Raw genomic sequence first — 24846 nt, 5'->3', positions numbered from 1 at the left:
CTTTAGGCATCAGCAATTCTTTGCATGGAACAATCTTCCTGCGACATTAATCGACGCGTTTGCCTGTAGAACAGGTTGCATGAAACTACGAATGGTTTGACGCGCGTCACGATGGCGAATTTCTGTAATGTGTTCATCGAGTCAATCAGAGACAATGCTCTCTGCCCTCGTCCGACACGCGTTCAACATCAACAAAATTCCCATGCGTCAGTTACTTTGCCTTGCTCTATCACTTCTCGCCTCTCAAGCCCCCGCTCTCGAACTCGACCTAGATTCGCCCGTCGAAAAAAGTCGTGCATTCGGCGCAAAGGAGATCATCGACTACCCGAGCGCAGTCCCTGCTTCACCCTTCCGTGACGAAGAAGCCGAGGAAGCCTTTGATACTGAAGGCAAGAGAGTGACTTCCTACGGTTTTGAGATGCGCCGCCTCGGGCGCGGCTCGAACGCCTACTTCAACCGTGACGGCTGGATCTGCCTCAATGTCCGTTCTGCTCGCGGCTTCGTCTGCTACGGCAAGGACGACGCCTATGACGAGCGCATTTGGATCTTTGCAACACCTTATAAGGGCCGTACGCTTGGCAAACACACGACCGTGAAAACTGTCGCCTCGCTCTACGAGGTCGACTGTGGTTATGAAGCCATTCGTACGCTTCGAAACTACCGCTCGTCCGACCACTTCGGCAAAGGCGTAACGAACTCCGCAGCGCCCTCGAAAGAAGAACTTGATTGGCACTTCGCGAGAAAAGGCTCCGCCGAAGAAGTGCTTGTCGGCGCAGTGTGCCGTGGGGATTCACTTATTCCAGAAAAACGGGTATCAGGGGAAGTTCCGCTCGTCACGAACAACATCATCGTCAACAACTACTGACGCGTACTATTCCTTTGTCAGTAGGTTGTAAGCCACCACCAGCACCGTAAACACCCCCCCCCTACCGTCAATATCCCCTGAGTGCATTTTCGAATTAGCAACATCGGATACCGATGTGGTTCGCTATCTGAAGTAATTCTGAGGGGTGTAGCTGTTATATTGATGGCCGCAAAAATACCTATAAACGCGTTGGCGGTGGAATCGCTTGTTTTTGCCGCCTCTTTTCCCCTCAAGAACAATGAAGGTCGCTCTCCCTTTCACCGTCCTTTGCTTTTTGCTTTCCGCCGCTTCTATCGTCGATTTTCCTCCCTGGATTACAGCGTTCTTTCGTGCATTCGAGCGCCTCATGGTGATGGATACGACCGCAAGCGTCACTTCCGCGCTGATTGTACTCATCGGTTGTTCCTTCTGGATCCGATATTCAATGCGGTCAAACACGGTTCTAAATAACATCAACCAAGCCCAATCAGCTCTCGCATCTATTCCGACAAAAGATCACGAATCCCTGATCAGTGGATGGGATACATTCCGCAGCGAACTCGAGGCTATCGACTCAAACTACCGGAGAATTTTTGATCGTTATGACGGCGTGATCGAAGATGTCAGTGATGTTGTCAAGGCACATCACATCGGCACAGGCCATCGTTGGGTAAGCGTTGTCGAACCTGGCGCATTTTTTAATATGGAGTCGCTTTATCACAGTGCTCTTAATGTGCCTTTTTATGCCTCTTTGCCGGGCATTCTCACGGGCCTCGGTCTTTTCTTTACTTTTGTTGGCCTTGCCTGTGGTATCACCCTTGCTCAGGGGGGCTTGGTTTCTGGTGCTGACGGAGTTGCTTCTGCATCGTCCCTGTCGAGCGTTTCGGGTCTCATTGACTCCGTCAGCAGCCTCTTGGGCGGCGCAGGACAAGCGTTTTATACGTCAATCGCCGGGCTTCTCATGTCGATCATAGTCGGCGGTGCAATTGTTTATCAAGAAAAGAAAATTGCTGTAGCGATCGATCGTTTTAACAACTCTCTCGAAGATCGAATTCCTGTTGTCACCACAGAATCCTTGCAGCTCCAAATGCTCATCAAGACCAGTGAGCAAGAGAAATTTATGCGAGAACTCGTGCCGCAAATTAAGGCTGACATGGAAAGCTTCCGCGAAGCTCTGATTGGTGCTCTCAAAGACAACTCCAAGGCTATCTCTGGAAGTTTGGAGGATGCGATCAAAGACCTCAAGCAAGTTCTGAACAACATGCTTGACAAACAGTCCGACGAAGTTGCTGCGTCGCTCGAAAAGGTCATCAAACGTATGGAAGAGAACCTCACCCAGGTTCTCAACAATATGTCCGACTCCTTCCGTGACTCCGCACAGGCAGTCAAGATATCGGTCGAGCTTCTCGATGAAGTCGTCGCCAAGCTCAAGACCGAAGTCGAAAGTTCTGGTGAAGCCGCCAAGACCCAAATTCTTAAGCTCGCAGAAGAAGCCGAGACGGTCAATAAGAACCTTCTCGGCACCCTGACGACCGCAGTCGGTACGCTTAACCAGGAAGTCGATGCCACAGCGAAGGCACTGAGCGAAACCGTTCAAGCTGCTGGTACCGCCATGAGCAACACCATCGAAGCGGCAGGCAAGTCGGCCGAGGAAAACATCAATAACCTCAAGGAACCCGTGAACGAACTTCACGAAGAGCTGCGCGCAAGTGTTGAAACGCTCCAAGCGGACTTTGATGCGATGGAGGCCTCTGCCGCGCGCACCAAGGCGGAGTTTGAAGCTATTGCTTCGCAGATGGGAACGGCCATGGGGTCAGTTGGCGATGCGATTGGTGCACTCAAGCAAGAAGCCGAACAGTTCTCGACAACCGTCGAAACGCTTCGTGCGCTTCTTGAACAAGCTGAGGAAACAGCCCGCAAACTTGTTAATGGCAAGAACGCTGCAGACGATACGATCAAGGGCACGATCAAAGGCGTTGAGGAGGTCATGAAAGCCGCCACAGACGCTGTCTCGCGCGAACTCATGCACCTGCAGAGCATGCTCAAAGAAATTGGCGAAAGCCAGAATAACGTGCTCGTTCACTCCAAACGTGTTAACGAGATGATGGACACGTCGGTCACAAAGCTCGCTGAAGCGCTTGAAGCGATTCATAGCTCGCTTGCACGCAACCTTGACTCGGCCGACCAGAAGCTCTCGTCCGCGGTGACGCACATGTCGGACGGCTTCCAGACTTGGCGTGACGAACAAAAAGACTCCTATGACGAACTTGCCAAAGCTGTCGACTCGCTCTCGAAGACTGTCAAGGACTGGGTGAAAGCAGAAGAAACACGCGCCCGCACGGCCAAAGAAGCTGCAGCTGCACAGCAGCGTCTCTCAAGCACGTCGCTACCCGGAGGTAAGGCATGAGACCGCGGCAAAAGTCTGCGCGGTCGCCTGAGCGCGTCAATTATTTGGCGAGCGTCTCCGACTTGATGTCTGCGCTGCTCTTTGTCTTCATTTTGACGCTTGCCGTTGCCATCATCCAGGCGAAGCTCGCTGCTGACCGCGCCGACGAGAAAGCAGAACAGGCACAAGCTGCGGCCGTTGAAGCGCAGCAGGTTGCGGAAAAGCTTGAGCGTGTGCAGACGCGTCTTTCCGTCGTGGAAACGCGCCTAGCCGGAACGCGAGATGCTACCACTGGACTTCTGGAGCGATTGCAGGAAGAGCTTGCCAAGCAAAACATCCGGGTCGACGTGGACATAGCCAAAAGCGTATTGCGCATCCCCGAAACAGCCGTGACCTTTGAAGTCGGCAAAAGCGAGCTCAATGCGGAGAACGTTGAACGTGTCCGCAGCATCGGCCGCGTGCTCGCCAAGGAACTCGTCTGCTATCAAGCCGCCGTTCCTGCCGACCAGACGGAGCGTTGTGCCCAAGTGAATCCTTACGGGCATACGCTCGATGCCGTTTTCATTGAAGGGCACACCGACAATCAGCGCTATCGCGGCGACGATACAGGCATGCGCAACCGCTTCCTGTCGACGGCACGCTCAAACGCCGTTTATGGCGTGATGGTCGTTGAAAACGAAATTCTTCGCAAGCTCTCAAACCGAAGTGACGAAACACTCTTCTCGCTTTCTGGCTATGGCGCAGAGCGGCCGCTGCCGGGACACTGGCATGCAGAACCAACCAACGATTCCGCAAATCGCCGCATTGAGTTCCGCTTCTTAATGACACCGCCCGAAATTTCGAGCGAAGAAAGCGATCTAATCCGCTCGTCCACTGAGAACCTCTCGCGATGAACGATTTCGATTTTTCTGACGTCGAGAAGCGATTCAGCGTCGCAATGCGCCCCTTCCCCGCGATGGCGCAGACCAAAAAGGCTGCCGACAGGGTCATTGCACTTTGGGATGGCGTTGTTCGCGACACGGGTGTTCGGGCGCTTCCTCGTATTTGGGACAAGATCGTCGAGGCGCGAGGCGAGCCGAAACTGCGCTCGAGCGAATGGACCTACGTACCCAACATTCTTTTTGCGGACTGCGACGAAGGCCGCAGAAAGCTTTGCGTTTTTCCGGAAATTTGTGCCGCACTTCTTCGCACATGCCTCAAAGGACCGAAAGACGATCGCTTTCTGCAAGGACTTCTTTTTGACTTTTTCCTCGAATACCCGGCCGAAGCGCTTGAATCTTCAGTATTGAAGGCATTCCAGGCTATTTTCATGCAAGCCTCGAACGAGAAATACAGGTCGCTCTTTACGCTCAACTTTCTCGACAAGGATGCCGTCCGGCATGTTGCTCGACGGATACCGGCGACCATAACTGTGTCGGACTTTCTCAAGCAGCGTCCAGAAGTAAGTCCGGCGGGTAAATTTGCGCAACGGGTTTGGCTCGAAGCTACGAGCCGATACGAACGCTTCTTATCCAATCACCTCCCGAATAAACCCATCAAGGAAGCGCTTGACTTTCTCCGTCGAGACTTCGACGGCATTTTGCTCAATCAAAGCAGCGCTATCCCGAGAGTTCGCCTGGCCAAAGCCGTCTTGCAATGGTTTTATAAAAACAGCCACATCGTCCCGGAGAACGACGACCAGGAGGAGCTCTTCCGCTTCTTCTCCTACATCCTTGGTGACCGCAACGATCAGCGCTATGCCGAACGCTGGGATCGCATCCCGCCGCACCTGCTTCATCTCTTTGACTTCTGGGCGCTTGGTCGACAGCTTAACGGCGCGTTCGACGCAGTCGAAAAGGGCCTAGAGAGCCCCGATGCTCGTGCTGCCTGGCGAGATCGAAAGTTCTATTGGCTGCGCTATTGGCGCATTGATCGCATCAAGCAGGTGCGTCTTTTCGCGCCGCGCAATCAAATGACGGTCCTACAGACAACGCTTAGACACAACGGCTTCCCGTTACCTGTCGGCTCGATATCGGGTCGAAGCGGCCAGTCCATCATGCTTTTGATTGCGCTTGACGATGACCTAACGGCTTTCGAGTTCTCTCACAACGGGTCGCTTCGCTTCATCAAAAACCTTCCGCCGGCACTACTCAACGGACGAAGCTGGAATTTCGACGTTATCCAGAGCCGATCGACCGCCTCGATCCGGCACTCGACTTATTGGCAGGGCCGCGCTGACGCCACGATCGAAGAGCTAACTGGCAGAAGACGTCCTCCCCTCTAATTTCGTGCGCCAAACCGGAGACCGTTCATGTTTTTCTCTTTTTTCGGGCATCGCAAAGAAGAGCAGCCCGCAAAGCCAAGCGTCACCAACGACTTCCACTTCGTCATCACAGGGCACTCGAAGCTGAACGACGAGGCGCTTGAAGCCATAAAGCGCAAGCTTCTGATTCGTACTCAAGCAGAGGGCGAGGCGCTTTTCGATGATGTTGGGGAGCGCATTGACGGCAATGCGGCCGCCGAGAACGAACCGTCGCTTTACGAAAAGTTTTGCCAACAGACGCATTGCGCCTGGGCTCTTCAGCTCCAGCTTCAAAACGAGCGAGGCGACGTTCCTGTCTTTGAAGACTGGGCCCGCTTTGCACCTCAAGCGACCTGGGGAACCATTCAAAAGCTCGGCGAACGCCTCGCTAACGACCTCGCAATGCTCGACGACGCGAGAAAAACACTCACGGTCCCGGATATCGTGCTCGCAGGGCTCGCTGAAAGCGACATCCATGCGCTCAGGCTTTCGCCCGACGGCTCTCTTTCGCTCGATATAGAGCAGCGCGGCATCCCTGGGGAAAAGGACTTCACCTTTAAGGTTACCGTCCGCCGTGAAGACCGCGCAGTTTTCGGGACTCTCGAAGGCATGCTCTTCAAGCGCTCGCGCACCACGCACTTGCTTTCGCCCTCGATCTTCATGGCACTTGATGCTGTAAGCAACTGCAACAGCGTATCAGTGTCGGCATCCGCCGAGCAGAACGATCGGCGTATTGCCTTCGCGTCTGCATCCGAGATCCTCCGCGCAACGGGCATCCCGGGCGCAGCCTCGGCTGCTGGCCGCATGCGGCTTCTTACAGCGAATCAACTTTCAATTGAACTTGATCCGGAAACGGGTGAGATCCAGCCCGTCATTCTTCGTCCCGAATACAAAGCTGAAGGGGAAGAGCGTAAGTTCAAATCGCTTCTCACACCGAGACAGACTCGCGATCTGCGCATTCTCGTCAGCAAATCGAAGACGCTTCCGAAGACGTTTTCGCTCGGCAACGGCACATACCTCCTCCTCACACGAGAAGTTCGTTCCGTACTGTCGGTAATTGCAGAGAAGTCAAAGGGTTCGCCCAAAGAGCGTGCCGCTTTTGCCGCCAACCCGCGTAAGGCGTTACTCGATGTGCTCGAAAACGATTCGACGTCGGGACAGGCGGCCGATTGGGAAGACCGTCTCGGGCGCGTTTTCTTCGAAACCCCCGAATTCCTCTCGCAGCGTGTTTCTGCTTTTGGCCCTTGGTCGCCGAAACACTGCGGGTTTGTCACGCCCATCAAGACAAACTGGTTTGGCGATGGCGAAGCGCACTACGTCATGACGATCGCCGGGAAGCCATTCCCCGTGACGACCGAAAGCGTCAAGTCGCTCTTGAAGAAGATCGATGAAGCGCGCCGCTGCGGCAATTCTCATGTCGCTTTTGAGGGTACTGAGTTCGAAATCGACGAGATCGACATTGAAGCCCTCAAAAGCTTCCTCGAAGAAGTTTCGCCCGCTGCTGAAGTACAACCGGATGAAGCGCTGCGCGATCGAGATGATGAGAACGAACGCCCTGAAAAGAAGGATAAGAAGCAAGACGAAAATTCGGTACCCGAAGTTCGTTTTGGTCCCATCATCTCCGACAACATCGAACAGCTTAACTACCTTGCCGAAATCAAGCCGCGCCCGGCCTACTCGCCAGAGGTTGCGGGCTTTGCGCCGGGTTTTGCCCTCCTTCCTCACCAGCGAGAAGCACTCGACTGGCTGCAGGACCTCTGGCAGCGCGGTATTCCAGGGGCTCTTTTGGCCGACGACATGGGACTCGGGAAAACTTTCCAATGTCTCTCGTTTCTGAAGTGGATCGCCGACCATCAGGGTCGCGCGGAAGGGGACGACCCGGCGCCCGCGCTCGTCGTTGCACCGGCCGGCCTCGTTCGGAACTGGGTACAGGAGGCCAAAAGCTATTTTGACGGTAGCTTCCCTCCTCCTCTCGTTCTAACGAGCCAACACGCCAAGGAACTCCTCTCGCGTCCGGTTTCCGAGCGCAAGACCGAGATCGAAAGCCACACTTGGGCAGTTGCATCCTATGAGACGATGCGCGACAAGATCGAACTTTTCTTGGGCATCCAGTGGGGGCTCATCGTCTTTGACGAAGCGCAGCGCATCAAGACGCCCACAGCACTTCTTACGGAAACGGCGAAGTCGCTTAAGTCGAATTTTGTGTTGGCACTCACGGGGACGCCCGTTGAGAACTCGCTCACGGACCTTTGGTCGATTCTCGACGCGGTTGTGCCGGGCTGCATGGGGTCGCTCGCCGAATTTTCCACGCGTTTTGTTCGCTGTGAAAATCCGCTTGAAGCGGGCCGCACGCTCCACAAGTGGCTCACCGGTGACTTTCCCACCAAAGACAAAACGCCAGTGAAACTAATGCTGCGCCGCCTCAAGACCGAGCGACTCAAAGCGCTCCCCGAGAAGGAAGTCCACGTTCTTCCTGTCAGCATGCCGCCCGAGCAACACAACGCCTACAGTGAAGCGCTGCGCCTCAAGAAAAGCGGCAAGAAAGGTGATGCTCTCCGCGCTCTTCATCAGCTTGCAAGCATTTCCCTTCTGCCTGAGGTAATCGACGACGACCTTGAGATCACAGACGACGTTATTCGTAGTTCCGCTCGTCTCACAGCGTTCTTCCAGATCCTTGACGACATCAAGGCCAAAGGCGAGAAGGCAATCGTTTTCGTCAATCGTCTCGCAGTCCTTCACGCCATCGCGCGAGCTATTCGCGTGCGCTACGGACTTGAAGAGCTACCTGATGCGATCTACGGCAGCATGTCTGGACCGGCTCGACAGGCTGTCGTGAATCGCTTCCAGAACAGCGCGCCGGGTTTTGACGTGCTCGTGCTCTCAATCCGAGCAGCGAGTACCGGCATTACGCTCACCGCCGCAAACCACGTGATCCACCTTGAACGCTGGTGGAACCCGGCCGTCGAAGATCAAGCCAGCGACCGCGTCTACCGCATCGGGCAGAAAGCGCCGAAGGTTTTCGTACACATTCCGCTTGCTGTCTATGACGGTACAAACGTTGCATCCGATTCATCTTTTGACGCTATTTTGGATCGATTCCTCACGAACAAACGTGAAATGAGCCGCAATGTTCTCATGCCGACTTATAGCGATGCAGACGAAGCAGAACTTATGAAGGCCGTGTTCGGACAAGCTGATGATTCGAGAGCTTCAGAAGCAACCACTCTCTGAAGCGCATTCCGCCGATATGCCTGCTCGTGCCCCATATCTTGAAGAGAAACCCAACGATGTCGACTTTCGAGAATACGCTTGAAATCGTATTGAGCCCAACTGCCTACGCTGTTGTTGCAAAGGCAGCGAAGCACCTTGGGCTATCCATTCATGAATTTGCCGCCATGGCGGTGCATGAGTGTGCACTTGCCGTCCTTGAAGCTGCCGAGCGCAATAAGCCTCACCCGCCTTTGGACCTTTCGGCGTAAGACCACGCTTTCGTTGAAAAACTTCTGAACGAGCATCCTGAGTGAGTGGGGCCCAACGTCGAAAAACCGAACGCGAACACGGCGAGCCTGTTGTATCGGCCACATTCAGAGGAGAAAATGCGCTGAGAGCTCACTGAGACTCTTCCGATCTCAAGACACCGCCAAGATATCCTCAATGCGCGTCGTACAGCAGGGCGAGAGCAAGTCGCGCTTCATCTCCCAGCCGGCCGCAAGTTTTGTTGAGGCCGGCACAACAATGTTCTTCCCAAATCGCCGAGCGAGCTCGTCGATCGCGCACTGCACCCGTTCTCGCCGCTCGAGCTTTTCCGGATCCTCGCTGCAAAAGAGCGTTTCGGGCATGAAGGTTTCGCCTGCGGGCACGAGGTCCGTGAGGTAGACGCCCGCCTTCTTGTATTCAAACCCCGGCCGCCACCAAGTGTTGACAAGTTCAACCGCTGCGCTCGTGAGCGTCAGAATGTCCGCGCTCGGGATTTCAAGTGCCTTCGCAGGCGTACACCCGTATTGCGGCAGGTCCTGACGGAAAGGATCCGTGTGAAAAAGAACGCCTACGGTCTTCGCTGCACACTTCTGGCGGCGCAGCGTACGCACGGCCTCCGTCATGTGAACCGAAGCTGCAGTGACGATGGCTGCCAGGTCCGAACAGGGCTTTGCGAAACTTCTCGAGCGCAAAATCTGCTGACGCGCCCTGGCGTTTTCTTCAAACGGCAAGCAGGCAACCCCATTCATTTCCCGCAGCGTCCGCTCAAGCGTCACGCCGAAGTGCCGCCGCACGACGTACGGATTCATCCGTGTGAAATCAAGCGCCGTCCGAATGCGCATCCCTTCGAGCTTTTCCCGCGTCCGCCCGCCGATGCCCCAGATTTCCTTGACGGGCGTAATTGCAAGCGCCTTTTCCCGACGAGCGGGTGAAAGCGCCAGCCAATTGACGACGCCGCCGTAGACGGGAAAGGTTTTCGCGAAATGGTCGCAGAGCTTCGCGAGCGTCTTCGTGGGCGCAATACCCGCACAGGTCGGGATTCCCGTCCACTTGAGCACGCGTGCGCGAACGGCTTGCGCGAGTTCCGTGAGTTTCTCGGGCTCCTTGTCTGCGATGCCGGTGAGGTCGCAGAAGACTTCGTCGATCGAATAGGACTCCATGCGCGGCACCATGTCGGCGACGGTGCGCTGAAAGCGCCCGGACATCGACTGATAGAGCTCGTAATTGGACGAGAGCACCGCAACGCCCTTGGCTTTGCAGAGGCCGCGTACTTTGAAGTACGGCGTACCGCGCTTCAGCCCAAGCGCCTTGGCTTCCTTCGTGAGCGCAACGACGCAGCCGTCGTTGTTGCTCAGGACCACAACGGGCTTTTTGCGGAGTTCGGGACGAAAAACACGCTCTGCGCTGCAGTAAAACGAATTTCCGTCGATGTGCATGATGATCGGCATGGCTTTAGGTTGACTGACGTATTTCAACTTGAATTATGACAGCCATTATGACAAAGTCTATGCCTATCAACGTCAGTCGCACTTTCAAAGTGCCCCGTGTTAATCAGAGATACCTTTTCGCCGTCCGTCTCCAATCATCTTGAATTGCGGCAGCCAATCAAGTAAATTGGGCTGGGCGACAGCATTTGAACTCTATGAAGGCCCTGTGTGAAAACACCGGTTTTCGCGCAGCAGAACCATCGTTTATGTCACGTTCAATCACTCACAATCCGTCCCCGAACTGGGGTGGCGCTCGTCCGGGCGCAGGCCGCCCCAAGGAGACCGATACCCTCACGAAGCGCATCACGATTCGCGTCAAGCCCGAGGTCTACGAGTTCTGCCGCGAGAAAGGCGGCAGCAGCTTCGTGCGCGACCTCGTCGACCGTGCGCTCGCGCCTCGGGCTGCCAACAACAAGGCCCTGCCCCTCGGGTTCGATCCGATCAACGAAGCCGAATTCGTGAGGCCCGTCGTCGAGCACGACCGTACGATCGAATCGCCTGACCTCATGTCCGCGCAGTGCGGCTTCCCCTCGCCCGCCCTTGATTACTCGGCCGAAGAAATCTCGATCTTCGACCTGGTTGTTCGCCACGCCGACGCGACGATTCTCGTGCGGGCGGCCGGCGACTCGATGATTGACTCCGGTATTTTCGAAGGCGACATCCTCGCCGTAGACCGCGCCGTAGAAGCGCGTGCGGGCGACATCGTGCTCGCGTACCTCCACGGCGACTTCACGATCAAACGCCTGCGCTACACGGACGGCAAACCCGAGCTTCACCCGGAAAATGCGGCAGCGGGCTACCCCGTCATCTATCCGACCCCTTATGACGACTTCAACATCGAAGGTGTCGTGATCTCATCGATCCGCCGGTTCCGAAAAACGGGCGGTGCGAGCTGATCGAAAGACCAATTCAATTCTTCTTTCCTGTGCCGGTGAGATCCCAACACTTCGCCGGCACCGTTCTTCCAGATGCAGTTTCTGCTTCACTTCAATCGTAATAATCCTCCCGCACGTCCTCGCAGTCTTCGCACTCAGGCGAGATGAACTCCTCCATGCCGTTCTCAGAACTGCTTTCTCCCTCACTGTCGTAGTAGCCGTCAAAGCTCAGGTCTCGAATCGTTTCACATTCCGGCGTGATGTACTCGCTCATGACGCCGGCACGCTCACGCCCAGAGAATTCGCTTTCTTCAAAGTCATCGGATAGCGCTGCTGCAGAAGCGATTGAAACAACCGTCGGCAGAAGCGCGAGCAAAAAAGCAGCAACTCGAAATGATGGCAGGTGAGAAGAAAGCGGAGAAAAGCATTCGTGCATACGTTGAGATCCTGAAGAGAAGCAACGCCCTAATCGGTCTAGTCCAATCAGCTCACTCCTCTCGGATAAATACCGTAGGGACTTCGCCCGACAGCGACTGCACTCAAGCAACAAGGTGAGCTTTTAATACTGCCTGCGTCGCTCGAGCACGCACATGCGATGCAATATTAATTCAGTGGGGTACCGCAACAGAATGCCCCAAGCAACGGATAACGAAAGAGGAACGATCATGAACATTTCGCGACGCACGCTTATTTCCGCAGCGCTCGGCACGGCCGCCGCTGCCGCCGCTCCCGCCCGCATGGCCAACGCCGCCCCTGCACCGAGCGCCCCCGCCAACGGCCCCATTATCGCAAGCTTCAATGAAAATCCGCTTGGCCTGAGCCAAAAGGCCCGCGAAGCCGTCGCGGCGTCCGCTGCCAACTGCAATCGTTATCCGTTCGTTCGCGTTGAAACGCTGCGCAAGGCCTGCGCAGACTTTATCGGCGGCAAGCCCGAAAACATCACGCTTTCGCAGGGTTCGGCCGAAGCGATCCGTGCGTCGATCGAAGCCTTCAACGAACCGGGCGTCCAGCTCGTCATCCCCGAACTCACCTACAGCGACGGCGAGATGTGCGCCGTTCGCAACAAGATGAAGGTGACGAAAGTAAAGATGGGCCCGAACTGGTCGATCGACATTGACGCCATGAAGGCCGCCGTGAAGGCCCACAAGGGGAAGTCCATCGTCTACTTCGTGAACCCGAACAACCCGACGGGCACGATCGTCGACTCGAAGCCCCTGAACGACTGGATCCGTGCGGAACCGGGCGTCCTCTTCCTTGTTGACGAAGCCTACGGCGAATTTGTTGAGGACAAGCGCTTCGTTTCGACGGCAACGCTTGTCGCCGAAGGCCTCAAGAACGTCATCGTTTTGAAGACCTTCTCGAAGCTTTTCGGGATGGCGGGTCTGCGTCTCGGCTACGCCTACGCACACCCCGAAACCGCCAAACGCGTGCACGAACACATCGCCTACGACATCTTCATGAACGTCCCGGCGATCGAAGCTGCGCTCGCAGAACTCAACGACCAAGAATTCATTGCGCTTTCGAAGAATACGAACAAGGAAGCCAAGAAGGTCCTCGTTGACGTCCTCGACGAACTCAAGCTCGAACACCTCCCGAGCGAAACGAACTTCGTCTTCTTCAACCTCAAGGCCCCGCTTGCCGCTTTTGCCGACCGCATGAAGGCCGAAGGCATTCTCGTCGGCCGTCCCTTCCCGCCAGCCGACGGCTGGTGCCGTCTCTCGCTCGCGATGCCCGACGACATGCGCCGCATCGCCGCCGTGATGCGCGACTTCCGCAAGAAGGGCTGGGTCTGAAAAATTCGGCAGCTGACTAAGGTAAATCAAAGCACGCAGAGGGCCGCAAGCGAAATGCTTTCGGCCCTCCGTGCTCTTTTGCTTACAAGCGCTTATGCCGCTTTAACCGCCGACAGCCCTGCGACGCGCTCGAAAACGAGACAATCAAAAATCGCGTTCGTACCCATACGAACGGCACCGTGCACACCCGAAGTTGCTTCACCAGCCGCATAAAGCCCCGGAATCGGCTTGAGCGTCTTGACATCGATAACCTCGCAGCGCAGATTCGTCACGATGCCGCCCATACAGTGGTGAATACGGGGGGACATTTCCATGGCGAGCCAGGGCCCCTCGGTCATGGGTTTGACACGACTCACGTCTTTGCCGAGAGCGTCTTTGCCGGCCTTAACGCCTTCGTTGTACGTTTCAATCGTCTTCTTAAGCGCAGCCGCATCAATGCCGAAAGCGGATGCGATGGCTTCGAGCGTATCGGACTGCTTGACAAGACCGTCCTTGACGCATTTCTCGACAAAACCGGGGCGACGTTCAGCAAGCGCGGCACCGGCAGCGAGATTGGCGACGGCGATGCAGCGCAGACCTTTACCCTGCTCGACCAAGATGGCATCTGCTCGAACCTTTCGATTGGCATTTTCGTTGACGAAACGCTCGCCCTTCGTCGTTACCCACACGCCGAATTCACCGGCAACATACTGTGCGAACGACCAGCTCACGCCCATACCCTTTTCAATCGCGTTGTTCCAAGGCGTGCACTGGATCCAGTCGTTCTGCACCTCCAGCGCCCCGATGCGGCTCGCCTCGCGCCAAAGCTCGGAAGTCGCGCCGGGCTGATTGGTCGTCTGGAACTTGTCGGTAAGCTTCGGATCCTGAAGCATGCGGTACGCAACGTCGGCGCTGAAGCCGCCGTGACAGAGAATGACGGCCTTCTTCGCTTCGATGTACTTGACGCGCCCCGTACCGAACTTGGGGAAACGGTACCCTTCGTAGACCTTGAGTCCGCGAACGCGACCGCTTGCATCGCGAACAATTTCGTCAACGAAGCAGCGGGTTCTCGGCTTGACGCCCATCTCCTGGAGCCGCGCGAGCTGCTTGGTGACAATGCCCGCCCCCGAGCCCTGCTTCGTCGTGTGCGAGCGCGGATGCGAGTGACCGCCTTCCATGCCGATACCGTCGACCCATTCGACCTTGAGTTCGTTTACAGTCCAGACGTAATTGCTCTTGGCATGCTGAGCGAGAAAACGCACCTTGCCGGGATCGTTGAGGTAAAGACCGTTCACGAGAATGTCGCGCTCCAGATCTTCCGGCGAATCCTTGATGTTGTGCGAAAGCTACTGCGGCGTTCCCACAGCGCACATGTCGCCGCCGCAAATAACCGAATTGCCGCCCGGAGTCTGCATCTTTTCAAGAACGAGGACATCGGCACCGGCCTTTTTGGCTTCGTAAGCAGCCGCAAGGCCCGCGAAGCCGGAGCCGACAACCAGAATGTCGACGGACTCGTCCCATTTGGGCAGTTCTGCCGCAGGCGCGGCGTGCGCAACGGACGAAAAGCCGGTCGCAAGACCGATCAGGCCGGCGGAATGAAGAAAGTCGCGACGATTGAACGACGAAGTCATGGTGAGCTCCCTTTTTGAGCAGTTACATTTGCTCTATCATCCAAAGAGGACGACAGAGTCGTGAGCTTCCTATAACTTAAAACGCAAATACCGCCCAGCCGATACGCTGTGGGAATCTTTTCGGAGGTTCGACATGGCAATCGCCTGGAAACACGCTCATGCAACTTATCTTAGGAGCGGGCTCACCAAAATCGAGTTCTATCGCAAACACCTCGTCGAGTTTTCCGACGACGGCCGCCTGCCCTGTGTGTACACCTACTACAAGCGATTTCAGCGACTCGAGCAAATAATCCCGAATCCGCCGGACGGATTCGACGATCCGATTCCGATTCGTCAGATCGGCGGGAATGTCTGCGTTGCCGGCGCAGTGTCCTCAAAAGAGCCACAAATTGGTCAAGTTGGCCAACTTGCACAAGATTTGTCCTGCATGACGTCCAAGGGCGACCGCAGGCTCTATGCCGCCGACGGACTTAAACGAGATTTCCGAATGAAGCTGCCCAACGGAACGGAAATCAGCTTCGAGACAAAGTCGCCGGAACTGCTCGCCATGCAGATGCTCGTTGCCTGCGGGGGAGCTGCATGATGTTTGACATCGGTTCTCGCCGCATTACCCTCGTCCTGGCGCCGGTCGACATGCGTTGCGGCTATGCATCTCTCTCGCGTTTCGCGCAGGCGTGTTTGTTCATTGATCCCGATACCGGCAGGGAAGTCGGTATTTTCGTCTCCAAAAAAAGAGGCATCGCCAAACTCATTTGGTCCGACGAGAAAGGGGCATGGCTGTTGACTCGGCGACTTCACAAACAGAAGTTCGCCCGATTCGAGCAACTTCTCCGAACGCAGGAGGTTTTGGACCTTACGCCGGACGATGTTTGGGCTTTTCTAAATGGAAGTGCAGTACCTGTTCGAGCAGAAAAGTACGGGTTCTAATCTGCATCAAATCGAAGGAAAAAGCCGCAAATTTCTCGGTTTCAGAAGGTAGTTTTAAATACCTGTACGGGACTTTTGTAGGGGCTTCAGGCGCTGCTGTTCGACTGAGACGACCCCGCCGGCATCCGACAGCCGCAACGTCGCCACGGCGCTCCTAAATCGATGTAACCGACTGATTTAAAACAGAATTTTTTCGAGACACTTGATAAAATTCATCCTCGCCGCATCGCTCAATACCAATCAATCATGCCCAGCAAACTTACGCAGAACATCACGATCAAGGAACTCCAAGCGCAGATTGAAGCGCTGAAAGCGGACTCGACAAAGAGCGCCGCAACAATTGCGTTGCGTATTCTGAGCTCGAATGCCTCCAAACGGCCGTGCATTTTGCGTACAGCGTGCTCGCAAGGACGGTGGTTTGGCTCAGAGACCATCTCAGCGGCTTGGCCAATCGTGACGTTGATGTTCTGCAAACGCTCGTTGCCGAGAGCACTCTGGCAATGACAGAGTTGCGCGGCATACCAAGTTTGCACAAGCACTTCGAGAAAAGCTTCGAAAAATACGACGGCCCGCTCGCGCAGACTGTCGAACAGGCCCAGAAGGCGGCAGCCGAAGCCAAACAGCTCTCACAGCTGACTCAGAAGCGTGCCGTTGAGCAGATGCTCAAGACAAAACGTTGCATTCAGGACAACAACAGGAAAAGCGGGAAAATCAAAGACGTTGTCGGGCAAGCCGCCATCAGCGAAGCAGAGCTGCACCCGGAAAACGAAATGCTCAAGGCTGCAGCGCAGATCGCTGCGGCACAGACACCGGCATGTCCGAACGAGAAGAAGCCGCTGCTTGGCAAGCAGGCGGATCCGAGTCGCGCAACCGCTCCTACGCTCAAAAGCGAAGTGCGCACCGATGCGTGCGCTTGCCCGCATTGCAGAGCGCAAGCGGGGCTGATTGCAGTCAAGGGACCGAAGGCTTTCGTGAGAACCTGCATCGCAAGCTTGGATAAGCTCCTGCAGAGCGCCTTCCTGGATAATCCCGTTTTCCAATGCAATGCCTGCGGCAAATATCACATGCACCTGCCGGAGGATCTTCCGATACCGGCAGGCCCGACCCGCACTGTATCGCAGGAATTGCTGTTTGAAAGCGCCCGCCTCTTTACTCACGGCGTGCCGATGAATCGCCTCAACGATATTCTCAATACGGGCGCAAGCTCAATGAGTCCGGAGACGATTCCTCGGAATATGCACGACTGGATCAACAGCGGCCTCGGCCGCCCGCTTGTCGATGCCATCAAAGCGAAAGCGCAGCAGGAAGACGTAATCTGTGTCGACGAGACACCGTTCAGCTGCCTGCAGCAAGCGGGAATGAGCAAGAAGAAGCTGGCGGACGATGATGCTGCCAAGCAAGCCTATTTGCTGACGATGACGAGTCCGGCATCGGCGTCGTACCAATTCGCCGCTTTCAATCGATTGCAGAGCAGAAGCGCCGATTCGCTGGAAAGTGTGCTGAAGGACTACAAAGCCACGACGTACATCACCGATGCATACGCCGGTTACGGAACCGTCATTCGAAACAGTACGGCGACAATCAAGCGACAGTCTTGTCTGGCTCACCTCACGCGCGTCGTTTACGACGCGCTGGACCTGGCCAACATGGGAAAAAGCGTTTCGAATCCGAAGAACAAAGGCAAGCTGCGTGAGGCGCTCGTCGAGAGTTCGCCTGCGTACTATCTGACGCTGGTTACGGATGCAATCTCGAAGATCTACGACTGGGAAATGACACTCAAGCCAATCGAGGACGAAGAGGCGGCCGCCTGGAAGACGCGAGTGGAGGAATGCCGCAAGGAGCATGCCCTGCCGCTGATGGACAACATTGACACCATCATGCGGAAGCTTGCGGAAAAGTACGCCGTCAAGAAAGGAAGTACGTGGGAGGCGAAACTGGAGTCGCCGTATTCCAAGCCGATCGTTTATTACATGAACGGCCGGGAGAATTTCCGAGTCTTCCTTGAGAACGCGAACGTAACGCCGGATTCTTCTGCTGCGGAGAGAAGCCTGAGACCGATATGCGTGTTGCGAAACAGCAGCAGTTTCAAGCAATCGCAGGAGTATATGGAGAGCATGTGCGATTGGTTTACGCTTTTCGTTACAGCCAAGCTCAACGGCATTGAACGCCCGACACAATGGCTCAACGAGTACGGACGGGCAATCTATTCGCACTGCGTGGACGCCATGCTGAACCGACGCGCGGAAGGAGGCCTTGATTTAACGAGGCGCTTCCAGTTTGATCCGAAGGACATAGCCTCATTCCCCGCACACGAATGGGAACCCTCGGCATACATGGCTCGAAAAAGGCAGCAAGCGGCAGTATCGTAACCGGACCGCTCAAGGCTATCGCCTTGAGCGGCGAGACCGCATGCTCGACCGCAAGCAGATAAAGAGAGAGGCGCTGATTGCTCAGCGCCTCTCTCTTTATCTGGGAAATTTTGCTTGCCCTCAGTTTTAAGAAGCTCACGAAGATGACAACGGAGCTCATCTTGGAGGCCCTTGACATGGCTGTGCAGACCCGCAACAGGAGAGGCTTTCCGTGACCGGCACGATTGTGCACTCGGATCGAGGTTCGCAGTACTGCTCTCAGAAGTTTCAGGGCCGCCTGGCTCAGCTGAACATGCGGCCGTCGATGAGCCTGCTGGGACAACGCGCCCGGCGAGTCGATTTGGATCTCGCTAAAGCGCGAGATACTCATTGGCTGGAAAAGGTTTGGGCCACGAAGCAGCTGTCGCCGCCGAGGTCACTGGATCCATGTCTATAATCACGTCCGTCCTCATTCCTCCATTGCAATGAAGACGCCGCTTGAATATGAAGAGGACTTGGCAACGAGCAAGTCCGTCAAGCCTAGCGCTTAAGCGCTCCACGCCTATCTCACCGGCTTAACAAATCCGGATTTCGCGCACCACCCCACCCGACCTCCTCCAAAACCCCGTCTCGTAATTTGGCGAATTGCCTGTTTACCAGACGGAGCCTTTAATTCTCTAAAAACGCAACAGGCATCTGATACGCTTTGACCAGAAGCCAATGCTCAATAAAACATGCGTTGTTGGGCGTAATGACTGTTATATGAAGCCTTGCGACTAAAAAATAGAAGCAGGGATGTATACAAAATTTTCTTATGTTAGCGAATGCTAGGAGGAAAAATGGCAAAATTTGATCTTTCCATCTACGTCGTCAAGCCCTTGGACGAAGAAAAAGACAGAATGAGTCCCGTATGGTCGCCAGCCATCTTTAAAGGCAATGTGTATCGCTACTACTGGAAGAAAATGAAAAAGGTGGAGTGTGGGCAAGACGGGAACGACGCCAAATATTTCCCAATTCCCATTGACGATCGTGAGTTTCTGGTTGGTTTGATTGTTTCTGGCGCGCAGGTTCGATACGCAGACATCGCAGGCATTGTTCGTCAACCAAGCGCGATGGTTGCTCGCACCAAGAGCGACATCGTGGTTGATGGCGTGAGCATCAAATCGTGGTGTTCAACAGTTCGCATTCGTGAAGATGAGCAACCGACAGAAGATTCGATACGTCAGATTGGGCGAGAAATTTTAGAAAAGGTTCGCCAAATTAAGTTGAGTGGCGACGGTGATCTTTTGCGTCCCGATGCTGTAGATATGCTCGATGGAATTTGCAAACATCTGGGTATCAGTCGTTAAAACAAAAAGGGGGCCGCAAAAGTCCAAAGCTGACTTTAGCAACACCCCCTTTTATTATTCGGCGTCAGTACCCTGTCGATCTTCGATCAAGAGGAGTTTTCCGTCTGCTTCGAAAATCAAAGATACACGCTTGGTTTGATTGGTGGCGCCAACCATTGATGCTTTGGTTCCGGTATAGAACCAGACAAAACGTTCGCGCCCATTATTCAGAGCAGATTGCTGAACTTGAATTGGATCGCCAAGACAACGGAGAGCGTCTTTTTGGGTCGTTACGCCGACATTTGGCGGCATTGAAAGGCGTCGTTTTCCAGGCGTGGAACGAAGGGCTCATGACGAGCGACACGCTGCAGAGAAGCAAGGCAATCAAGTCCCGACGCAGCTACCGCTTGCCCAAAGGCCGGTGCCTGACAATGGAGGAAAGTTCCCGCCTTCTTTCCTGTCACCGCGGCCAGCATCCTGTCGTCGATGAGCGGGATCGAGCGGTACTCACACTCATGCTCGGCTGCGGACTGCGCCGCGATGAAGTGTGCTGACTGAATCTTGACGATTTGGATTGTGAAGAAAGAGCCATCAGCTTGATCGGCAAAGGGAATAAAGAACGAACCGTTATCTGCCGGATGTTGCGAACGAATGCCTTAACGAATGGCTGAAAATCCGCAGCAAACAACCAAGCCCATTGTTTAGTCGCATTTTCAGAGGCGGTCACATCATGGTCGAGAAGCCTCTTTCCGAGTCCGCAATTACATTGATTCTAAAAGAACGTTTGAGTATTGCAAGACAAAAGGGAGCGCCCCCCCATGATCTGCGAAGGACTTTTGCAACACGACTGATTGAAGATGGAAACGCCCTGGTAAAGGTCCAGCGAGCTATGGGCCATGCAAACGATTGCTCGGTACGATCGGTGCTGCGAAAAGGATTAAAAAATAATGACCCAAAAATTAGAATTTAGAAAATAAAATCAACGTTATTACTAAAGAAATTTACGCAAATATATTCTTATTTAATGCATTCATATTATCATACCCCGAATTATACAGACCGTTTTACGGTCTGTATAATTCGAAAGGATTAACTCAAATTATTTCAAAGCTGCAAGTTGTGCTTTCAAGGTTGTCAATTGTTCAGGTGACAACTTCGAAATATCAATCGTTAACGTTTCGTTATCATTAACCTCTGGCTCATAAAAGCAACCATCAAAGAACTTCATTAACAAACTCTTGAGTCGACTGTCACGTTCTATTATTTGATTGGTAGTCCAGCTATCTATAGGCAGTGTTGCCATCGCACGAGCACTTGCCAGTTCCGATTTCGCATATTCAGCCTTCTTAAGCTTAAACCATTGATTTGAAGCTTTTATATTCGGAACCTTTTCAAGAAGCATCTTATTTCCTAAATGTTCCAAATTCGCTACGATAGTTTCCATCGGCTCGGATTCGATACCTTTCCAGTCCTTCGGAAGAATATGTTCAATCTCTAAGCCATTCGGAAGAATGGTATTTTGCTCTTCATCCGCATAAGCCACGATACGTAACAGAAGAGGAAATAGTTTATAATGAGGGAGAGCAATGGCCTCTTCAACTTCTCGAGGTTTAGGTAAATAATTACACCATTCAAATTCTCTTACTTTTCCTTTGCACGCAGCTGCGTTGATATTCATAGTAAAGCTTTTAATATCGCTTACATAAGGCTTCAACAAATAGCGCTGTACAATCACTGAGAGAAGACGTTTAATGAAACTTAAAAATTCCTCTTCAAAGTCAACCTTTTCTTTGTTTGACAAGTAAAAGCAAATAACCGGATATTTCCAGTAATCATTTGGATAATAGCGGAGAATATCTAAAATTTTCTGTATTTCGAAGTTTGCAGTCCAGTCCTGGCCTTCAATGGGATTATGTTTCTTTATATATTTAAAAAGATTGGCTATCTCTTTTAATTGAGGGAGAAGATTGGTTTCATTTAATCTATTTTTTAATTTATTCAGGTAGAAAGAGCGAATCGATGAATTCCCTGTTTTACTGACACCATCGATCCCTTTCAAATAAAACATATGATAAGAAAAGAGATTCTGTATGGTAAGTCCGGCTTCTGCTGCCGTTTTTTCAAGGTTCTGCCAATTTTCAATAAATTCACTTTGAGCTGCCTTTTTGTAGGCTTTTCTGTAGAGCAGAGCCTTAAATACGTCGGCATCTGTCAAGGGCATGCCGCGATTATTTAATGTATCGAAAACACGAAGTGCAGTTTCGACATTACTCGCAATAACTGGTAAAAAGAATGTTTGATTTAAAATTGCCTCATAAAACCCTTGAATATCAAAAGTCCCAGTTGTTAACTTTTCTTCAAGAAGTTTTCTTAAATACTCATAATTAATAGAGTATCTATCTTTTGCACGATCTGCCGTTTCACCAGTTACGAGAATTGAGCGAAATACTTCTGCATCCTTTTCATTGATTACATTACTAGTTAGCAATGGACAACTAAAGTCATATTCTCGCTTTCGCTCATCCTTAATCTTCCAAATAACGCGTCTAATTAGTCTCCGATATTCTTGAGCGGTTTCAGAATTTTGATCCTCTAAATAGTCGTAAATTAACCTAAGAAGCAGGAACAAAGTGGTGACGCGTTGTTGTCCATCTACGATATTTAGAACCTTGCCATCGAGTCCGTTTTCCTGATAATAGCCGACGAAAGCACCAACAAAATATCTTTTCTTGGGGTCGACAAAACCACCCTCTTCTTGTGAGAACGTCCAAATATCCTCAAATAGCTTTTCAACATTATCTATCTCCCAAGAATAGGGACGTTGAAATGCAGGAATAACAAAGGGGGCCTGTTGCGCTTTTGACAGAAAACCGTATACAGTATCGTCTTTGGATAACTGTTGATCGTCGTCTATGTAAATCATTTTTCACCTCGAATGGGGATTTCTGAATTATAAGCAGAGGTTCATTAAAATGGCAAACCAAGAAGCCAAAAAGGAGAAAACGGAATTGGCAGTGAAAAATCAACAACGTTTTCTATGATACTTTCATTTATCGAGTCCGAAATCGAATCGTGTGCAATCTCTGTAGCACCTCCAGTAATCGATTCTGTCACAAACTCAGTAAGATCTTCATTAGAAATTCCTGAATCAATGACCATCTCGTTCCTATCGAAACTACTAGCAACCTCAGTAGTTGCAATAATCGGAATATCTGGGTTTTCCTCTAGTGTCTCAGCAATGTACTGAGCTGAATCGGTTGCTTTGAGTTGGAACTCAGAAATAATCTCACTATCGTCAAATAAAAAAATATCACTGTCGGGGTGATTTGTTGCATCGAATAGAGCTGACGAAACTCCATTTTCATTCAAAAAATCTACAATCTCTTGCTCGAAAACTATTCCCTTTATATTGTTAATATGACCATTTAAAGATTCTTCATTTAACGAATTAAAATATTCGCAAATATCTTCCGGAGACGAGGACTCGAATTCAGAATATCCTCTCCGAACGGCTGAAAATACATCTGAATTATCAGGCATTAGCGAAGCCTTTTAAGGAGTTTTTTTATTTCGTCATTGTAGCAATAGGAACCGGCATCTTTATACTCATTATTCCGTTGTTCAGGATTTGCGCCGCGACTTAAAAGATACTTCGCCAACGAATAGAACGAGTATCGGCATGTAATTATTAACGGAGTATCGCCATCTTTATCCTTTGCTTCGATACATGCTCCTTTGTCTAGCAGTAACTGAACAATATCGGCACGATTTCTTAAACACGCAATATGAATAGGCGCCAAAAAACCATCCTTAAAATTGATAGAAGCACCTTTCTCAATCAATAATTTAATAATTTCTGCTTGGCATTTATCTGTTGCTAATGAAATAAGGTAAAGGTCCTTATTAATCTGTTCATTAGCGTTAGCGCCATTTAATAAGTATTCTTTAACGAAACCCCATTCGTTATCCTTAGCTGCTTGTGCAATAAGAGAAATTTTCGAATCGTATAAAAAATTAGGAGAGACGCCAGCCTTTAGGAGTTTGGTGGTGATTTCTAAATTTCTATTTTTATAGCTCTGAAGCAAAGCTCCTTTGGCAAACTTTTCTCCAAATAAAGCTCCGTTGTTCAAAAGAAAATCAACAATTTCTGAGTGTCCGTATGCAAATGCTATAACGAGAGAATTCCAGCCGTCTGGTGTGCACAGATTTACAGAAGCTCCGTTTTTAACTAAGAACTCTACTTCCTTTTTATTGCCCTTGAAGCTTTCATGAATCAGTGCGCTCCATCCTCTATTGTCTTTAGAGTCGATTTCTGCTCCGTGGTCCAACAAAATTTGAGCTGTCTCGAGATCTCCATTGCTTAAGCAAAGCATAATGAGATTTTGACCGTCTCCGTTTTTTAGATTTGTATTAACTCCTTTCAAAACAAAATCACGAGCCATTTCGGTTTGTCCGTAAACAAGACAGAGGAGTAAGGCCTCGTGATTTTCCATTTCGGAATCAAAATTATCATAGGAACTTAGCGTCTTTGCCAAATTGATGTAACCCTTCTCCAGGGCTATTTCGAAAGGCGTTTTATCAGAAATAAGCTTATTGATAAACTCGGGGTTTCCCTTTAAAACTTGAGTAACAATTTTATGATTCGCTGTTAATATGCCTTTTTCAAAACATGCTTCTGTCTGAGATTTTCCCTTTTCGGACTGGCCAGTATTTTTTATTACCTCAAGAAAGTCGCACAGTTCTTTTTTATCAATTACGTCTGACATAATTAATTTACCAAATCAAGTAGTTATTAAGCCTGGGATTTGCATCACTATTGTAAATTCTAAATACGTAACAAACACTTTGCAAATTTCAAGCTGTTTAGTTATCTAATAAAAACAAGGATGCTCTGATTAAATCGGCCTGAATAGGTTCATTGCACGGGCCGACGAAATTGCATAAAAATCATACATATGATAGAATTGATCTATCGGAAATATGATTTGGATAAAGCTATGCATCAGCTTTCATTTACGGACATGAAATTCGAACTCCGTAGAAAAACTCGGAAAACGCGCACGGAGCGCGTAACCGAGCGCCTCGACGAGCTCGTTCCTTGGGGCGACCTTTTAGGCCTGATCCGTCCGTTCTACTTCGAAAGCGGCCATCGGGGGCGCCAGCCGTTCGATCTTGAACTGATGCTTCGCATCCATCTGCTTCAAATCTCATACAACTTGAGTGATCCGCAGATGGAGGATTTCCTCCACGAAAACATCACGGCACGCAACTTTGTCGGCTTGGAAATGGCGGATCGTACGCCCGACGAATCGACGATCCTCCAGTTTCGGCATTTGCTTGAAAAACACAACATTGGCGAGCAAATTTTCAAGACAATCAACGAACGTATCAGCCAAGCAGGCTTGAGGTTCTGTAAAGGGCGAATCGTTGACGCGAGCTTCATCGAAGCGCCGAGCTCTACGAAGAACAACAGCGGGAAGCGCGATCCGG

General features: G+C 52.0%; 21 protein-coding genes and 2 pseudogenes. 16 read left to right on the top strand and 7 right to left on the bottom strand.

Annotation, left to right across the window (positions count from 1 at the left end):
* The first annotated feature begins 202 nt into the window (after positions 1-202).
* The 6 genes from H6A60_RS06800 (at position 203) to H6A60_RS06775 (ending at position 8990) form a co-directional block, all read left to right on the top strand.
* A complete protein-coding gene (locus tag H6A60_RS06800) occupies positions 203-865 on the top strand; it encodes a surface-adhesin E family protein (RefSeq protein ID WP_205102662.1) in 663 nt (220 codons plus the stop codon).
* A 238-nt stretch (positions 866-1103) separates the two neighbouring features.
* Positions 1104-3251, top strand: coding sequence for a hypothetical protein (locus tag H6A60_RS06795; protein WP_205102661.1), 2148 nt, complete (start codon positions 1104-1106; stop codon positions 3249-3251).
* A complete protein-coding gene (locus H6A60_RS06790) occupies positions 3248-4123 on the top strand; it encodes an OmpA/MotB family protein (protein ID WP_205102660.1) in 876 nt (291 codons plus the stop codon). The genes H6A60_RS06795 and H6A60_RS06790 overlap by 4 nt, the downstream gene beginning before the upstream one ends.
* Positions 4120-5493, top strand: coding sequence for an EH signature domain-containing protein (locus tag H6A60_RS06785; RefSeq protein WP_205102659.1), 1374 nt, complete (start codon positions 4120-4122; stop codon positions 5491-5493). The genes H6A60_RS06790 and H6A60_RS06785 overlap by 4 nt, the downstream gene beginning before the upstream one ends.
* A 27-nt stretch (positions 5494-5520) precedes the next feature.
* The gene (locus H6A60_RS06780) at positions 5521-8742 is read left to right on the top strand and encodes a DEAD/DEAH box helicase (RefSeq protein WP_205102658.1); all 3222 of its coding nucleotides are present in this window, start codon (positions 5521-5523) and stop codon (positions 8740-8742) included.
* Between the two features lie 56 nt (positions 8743-8798).
* Positions 8799-8990, top strand: coding sequence for a hypothetical protein (locus H6A60_RS06775; RefSeq protein ID WP_205102657.1), 192 nt, complete (start codon positions 8799-8801; stop codon positions 8988-8990).
* Positions 8991-9140: 150 nt separating this feature from the next.
* On the opposite strand, the gene H6A60_RS06770 is transcribed toward H6A60_RS06775, so the two are convergent.
* Entirely contained in the window at positions 9141-10436 is a 1296-nt protein-coding gene (locus H6A60_RS06770) for a Y-family DNA polymerase (protein ID WP_205102656.1), read from the bottom strand.
* Between the two features lie 245 nt (positions 10437-10681).
* Here H6A60_RS06770 and H6A60_RS06765 point away from each other — a divergent pair, with 245 nt between their 5' ends.
* A complete protein-coding gene (locus tag H6A60_RS06765) occupies positions 10682-11371 on the top strand; it encodes a LexA family protein (RefSeq protein ID WP_205102655.1) in 690 nt (229 codons plus the stop codon).
* 91 nt (positions 11372-11462) lie between these two features.
* On the opposite strand, the gene H6A60_RS06760 is transcribed toward H6A60_RS06765, so the two are convergent.
* Entirely contained in the window at positions 11463-11726 is a 264-nt protein-coding gene (locus H6A60_RS06760) for a hypothetical protein (RefSeq protein WP_205102654.1), read from the bottom strand.
* Between the two features lie 289 nt (positions 11727-12015).
* Here H6A60_RS06760 and H6A60_RS06755 point away from each other — a divergent pair, with 289 nt between their 5' ends.
* The gene (locus H6A60_RS06755) at positions 12016-13143 is read left to right on the top strand and encodes a pyridoxal phosphate-dependent aminotransferase (protein ID WP_205102653.1); all 1128 of its coding nucleotides are present in this window, start codon (positions 12016-12018) and stop codon (positions 13141-13143) included.
* A gap of 92 nt (positions 13144-13235) precedes the next feature.
* On the opposite strand, the pseudogene H6A60_RS06750 reads toward H6A60_RS06755, so the two are convergent.
* Positions 13236-14753 (bottom strand): annotated as a pseudogene (locus tag H6A60_RS06750) (flavocytochrome c).
* Between the two features lie 133 nt (positions 14754-14886).
* On the opposite strand from H6A60_RS06750, the gene H6A60_RS06745 reads away from it, so the two are divergent.
* From H6A60_RS06745 to H6A60_RS06725, 5 genes and pseudogenes are all read left to right on the top strand, one after another.
* Positions 14887-15336, top strand: a complete 450-nt coding sequence (locus H6A60_RS06745; protein ID WP_205102652.1) for a hypothetical protein — start codon at positions 14887-14889, stop codon at positions 15334-15336.
* On the top strand, positions 15333-15680 hold the full coding sequence (gene tnpB, locus H6A60_RS06740) for an IS66 family insertion sequence element accessory protein TnpB (RefSeq protein ID WP_205102651.1): 348 nt from the start codon (positions 15333-15335) through the stop codon (positions 15678-15680). The genes H6A60_RS06745 and tnpB overlap by 4 nt, the downstream gene beginning before the upstream one ends.
* Positions 15681-16123: 443 nt before the next feature.
* The gene (locus tag H6A60_RS06735) at positions 16124-18049 is read left to right on the top strand and encodes an IS66 family transposase (protein ID WP_205102650.1); all 1926 of its coding nucleotides are present in this window, start codon (positions 16124-16126) and stop codon (positions 18047-18049) included.
* Positions 18050-18372: 323 nt separating this feature from the next.
* A pseudogene (locus tag H6A60_RS13990) lies at positions 18373-18579 on the top strand (integrase core domain-containing protein); the annotation flags it as partial.
* Between the two features lie 288 nt (positions 18580-18867).
* Entirely contained in the window at positions 18868-19377 is a 510-nt protein-coding gene (locus tag H6A60_RS06725) for a hypothetical protein (RefSeq protein WP_205102649.1), read from the top strand.
* A gap of 54 nt (positions 19378-19431) precedes the next feature.
* Here the strand turns inward: H6A60_RS06725 and H6A60_RS06720 are convergent, their stop codons facing one another.
* Complete coding sequence (locus tag H6A60_RS06720) at positions 19432-19668, bottom strand: hypothetical protein (protein ID WP_205102648.1); 237 nt, start codon at positions 19666-19668, stop codon at positions 19432-19434.
* 38 nt (positions 19669-19706) lie between these two features.
* Between H6A60_RS06720 and H6A60_RS06715 the strand changes: the two genes are divergently transcribed.
* Both H6A60_RS06715 and H6A60_RS13985 read left to right on the top strand, forming a co-directional pair.
* Positions 19707-19910 (top strand): hypothetical protein, encoded by a 204-nt coding sequence (locus H6A60_RS06715; RefSeq protein ID WP_205102647.1) that lies wholly within the window; start codon positions 19707-19709, stop codon positions 19908-19910.
* A 77-nt stretch (positions 19911-19987) separates the two neighbouring features.
* On the top strand, positions 19988-20326 hold the full coding sequence (locus H6A60_RS13985) for a tyrosine-type recombinase/integrase (protein ID WP_205102801.1): 339 nt from the start codon (positions 19988-19990) through the stop codon (positions 20324-20326).
* Positions 20327-20455: 129 nt separating this feature from the next.
* Here the strand turns inward: H6A60_RS13985 and H6A60_RS06705 are convergent, their stop codons facing one another.
* From H6A60_RS06705 to H6A60_RS06695, 3 genes are read right to left on the bottom strand one after another with little or no spacing between them, the layout of a single operon-like run.
* Complete coding sequence (locus tag H6A60_RS06705; protein WP_205102646.1) at positions 20456-22279, bottom strand: DUF262 domain-containing protein; 1824 nt, start codon at positions 22277-22279, stop codon at positions 20456-20458.
* Between the two features lie 44 nt (positions 22280-22323).
* Entirely contained in the window at positions 22324-22896 is a 573-nt protein-coding gene (locus tag H6A60_RS06700; protein ID WP_205102645.1) for a hypothetical protein, read from the bottom strand.
* Positions 22896-24122, bottom strand: coding sequence for an ankyrin repeat domain-containing protein (locus H6A60_RS06695; protein ID WP_205102644.1), 1227 nt, complete (start codon positions 24120-24122; stop codon positions 22896-22898). Before H6A60_RS06695 ends, H6A60_RS06700 begins: the two co-directional genes overlap by 1 nt.
* A gap of 189 nt (positions 24123-24311) precedes the next feature.
* Between H6A60_RS06695 and H6A60_RS06690 the strand changes: the two genes are divergently transcribed.
* The coding region (locus tag H6A60_RS06690) for a transposase (RefSeq protein WP_239477637.1) at positions 24312-24846 on the top strand (535 nt) is incomplete at its 3' end.

This window comes from Sutterella massiliensis (assembly GCF_016899755.1).
In the GTDB taxonomy this organism is placed as follows: Bacteria; Pseudomonadota; Gammaproteobacteria; order Burkholderiales; family Burkholderiaceae_F; genus Sutterella; species Sutterella massiliensis.
This window is presented reverse-complemented; position numbering and strand designations above follow the sequence as displayed.